Here is a 3286-nt window from a genome sequence, read left to right as displayed (position 1 = left end):
TCTTTTCGCTTTCTTTGAGCAACGTCTCCATCCGCATCCGTTCGGTGATGTCTTCTCCGGAGCTGAGGGCGCCAATTACCTGACCTTTTTTATCGCGCAGCAAGGCATTATGCCAAGCGATCTGCCGTATCTCGCCACCCTGGGTGACAATGGGATTTTCGTAATATTCAGTCCCCTCTATTTCACCGCTTAGAAGCTTCAAAAAAAAAGGAAACATTTTTTCCATGCCATCCGGCTGAGGCAGACAAGTAGAAAACCAGGGCTGGCCGATCAGTTCATCTTCCTCACAGCCAAAAAGCTGGCAGCCCTTTCTGTTGATGGTGGTTATCCTTCCCTCGGTGTTAAGGGCAACGATTATGGTTTCTACCGTATCCAGGTAGCCTTGGGCGCGCTCATGTTCATGACGGTGCGCCTCCTCCGCCTTCCTGCGTTCGGTGACATCATGAGCCATGCCGCGTACCATAGGAACAACCACGCCTTCGGTCCGCAAGGTATTGTTATATTCCCAGTAGCGGGTTTCGCCGCTGGCGGTTTGTAACCGGAGGATACCGCTGGCCCGTCCTTCTTCTTTTATTTTTTTTAAGTAGGCTTCGAACTGGTCATGCTGTTCAGGAGTAAGAAGATCTCTCATTTTCACTTGCATCAAAAATTCCCGGGAATACCCCAGAGCTCTAACCGGTGCCTCATTCACGGAAAGCAGGTTTCCATCCAAGTCATGGGTGCAGATCAGGTCTTGGCTGCTTTCGACCAGATCACGATAGCGTTCCTCGCTCTCCTGCAGGGTCTCCTCTACCCGCTTGCGCTCGGTGATGTCGGTTACCGTTGTATGGACTTCAAATTCTCCTCTATTTTCCTCCCTCCGGATACTCTCCAGACCGGCATAAAAGGTAGAACCATCCTCTCTCTTGAGCATAAGGTCACAAGCCTGCTTTTCTCCCTCCTGTAACACCTTTAAGAAATGCTGATCCCATAGGTCCTGGTCTTTGGCTGTTACTATTCTTCGAAACCAGAGGTTGATCAGGTTTTGACGGACTACCCCCAGGAGGGTTGAACCGGTGAGGTTTACCTCTTTGATCAGGGCTTCCGGGGTGAAAGTAAAGTACCCTACCGGGGCAAAATCATAAAGATCTGAAAATCGTTGTCTGGATTCTTCCAGGGCCAGCTGGGCCTTTCGGAGTTCTTCGTTTTGCATCTCCAACTCAATCTGATGCACCTGGAGTTCGTGGAGAAGTTCCTCAGAGGTCCTTTCTTTCAGCTCCGTTAGTATGCCGGAAGATCTCGCGAGTTTCCCCTCAGGGGTATCCCTCACAGGGGTATCCCTCAGCAGTTGTTCGCTGCTCTTTTTTTCTTCCGGCTTCCTTTTTTCTTTCATTGCCTTTTCCTCTGAAATCTTCACTAATCATTCAATGCTTGCCTTCGTTGTTCGGCGACAACCCCCTTCAACTTCCCAGCCTCTTGCTTCCTTCCGCGATCCGAAATGAAGACAACCGGCAACTAACCTTAATCTCCACTTTCTTTTCCTCTGCTTTCTAATGCCTATCCTCGATTCCCAATTTTCTTTCCGCAATCCTCAGTCCCAAATCCCCAATCGGAATTTTCTCAAACCCAAATCCCATTTCTTTGAACAGTCGCAGGCACACTTCCACCACCTCCGGATCATACAATATCCCTTTGTTCTTCTCTATCTCCTCCAGAGCGATATCGATCCCCAGGGCCGGACGATAAGGACGATAAGAGGCCATGGCCTCGACCACGTCAGCCACCATAAGGATCCGGGCTTCGAGAAGAATGCGGTCACCTTTCAACCCTTGAGGGTACCCGGAGCCGTTCATCCGTTCATGATGCTGAAGAATGATTTCAGCCACCGGCCATGGAAAATCTATATCTTTCAGGATGTCATAACTTATTTGTGGATGGACCTTGATCAAACCAAATTCAAGATCAGTTAATTTCGTAGGTTTACTGAGGATTTCAGCCGGGACGGCAATTTTTCCCAAGTCATGAATAATGCCGGCCATTTGCAAACCATCCGCCTGGTTTTTGGGGAGCCCCATCTCCTGGGCGATAGACCGGGCCAAGTCGGCTACCCGACGCTGGTGGCCGGAAGTATAGGGATCTCTGGTCTCCACGGTAGCGGAAACAACCTGGATGATCCCGCCCAGGGCTTTTCTGAGTTTTTCTAAACTTATCTGAAGCTCTATTGAAGTTTGCCTGCGTTCGGTAATATCCCGAGTTACACCCAGAATGCCCACTGGTTGTTGATTTTCACCTCTGATAAAGGAAAACTTCACCTCCGTCCACACCGTTGACCCATCTTTTCGCCTCATTTCCAGCTGAAGTGTCCGGGATCCGGGAATAGCTCGAGGTCCTAATTTTTCCAGCTCCATAGTCTCAGACAGGGTCCCCATGGCCAAATCCCAGGAGGAAGGGGTCAATGTCTCAAAAGAGGGTTGTTTCAAAACCTCCTCCTGATCATATCCCCTAAGAATTTTTACGGAAGGGCTGACATAGGTGTATTTCAGATTCATATCCAAAACGAAAATAACATCATTGACATTATCGGCCAGCAGGCGATATTTGTTTTCACTTTCCTCCAAAGCCCCCTCCGCCTGCTTGCGTTCGGTGATATTCCGGATGTTACATTGGATCACCTTATTCCCATTAGACTTGTAGACGTTGCTGACAAACTCTACAGCGATACGTTTCCCTTCTTTTGTCTCAAGAGGTAAATCTTTATACCTGATATATCCCTTGTCTTGTAACTCTGCAAAGGCGACTTGATTCAAGACAGTGTCTTTGAAAGGACTGACCTCCCAAAGCTGCTTTCCCTGGAACTCCTCGTAGGAGTAATGCAACATATCAATCATATACGGATTGACGTCTTCGATCGAACCGGTTTCCGCATTGAGAATCAATATCCCGTCTTGGGCCGTTTCAAAGAGACGTCGGTATCGGGTTTCTGACGCTCGCAATTTCTGTAGTGAATTTTGGGTCTCAGACCGTGACTTTTCCAATTCAGTGGGCTGCTGACTCAGGTCCAATAGATCTTTAATGAGTTCTTTTTTTGTTTTAGCTTCCTTTTTCATTGGTAAGACCTCCTCGATTCACTCCTCCACTGTGGGCCATTGAACTCATGAATAACCCAAAGCAAAGCTTTGTATTTAATACCCCTCTGTATTCCTCTTGATTATTTGCCTGTTCCCTGTATTTCCCTCAGCCTTTTCACTCCCAAATCCGCAACACGAAATCCGAAATTGAATATTATTCAAACCCAAACTCCTTTTCT

2 protein-coding genes are annotated in these 3286 nt (G+C 48.0%); both read right to left on the bottom strand.

The window, feature by feature from the left end:
• Positions 1–1372: PAS domain-containing protein (locus ACYC56_RS13595; RefSeq protein WP_461374714.1), on the bottom strand; the 1372-nt coding region annotated here is incomplete at its 3' end.
• Between the two features lie 157 nt (positions 1373–1529).
• Complete coding sequence (locus tag ACYC56_RS13590) at positions 1530–3086, bottom strand: HD domain-containing phosphohydrolase (RefSeq protein ID WP_461374713.1); 1557 nt, start codon at positions 3084–3086, stop codon at positions 1530–1532.
• Between the last annotated feature and the right edge of the window lie 200 nt (positions 3087–3286).

It is taken from the genome of Candidatus Aquicultor sp., from assembly GCF_054640775.1.
Note: the sequence above shows the minus strand (reverse complement) of the source record. Positions and strands in the feature narration are given on the sequence as shown.

Coding starts and splice junctions, on each gene's coding strand:
- ACYC56_RS13590 (WP_461374713.1), bottom strand. CDS start 3,086: ATGAAAAAGGAAGCTAAAACAAAAAAAGAACTCATTAAAGATCTATTG.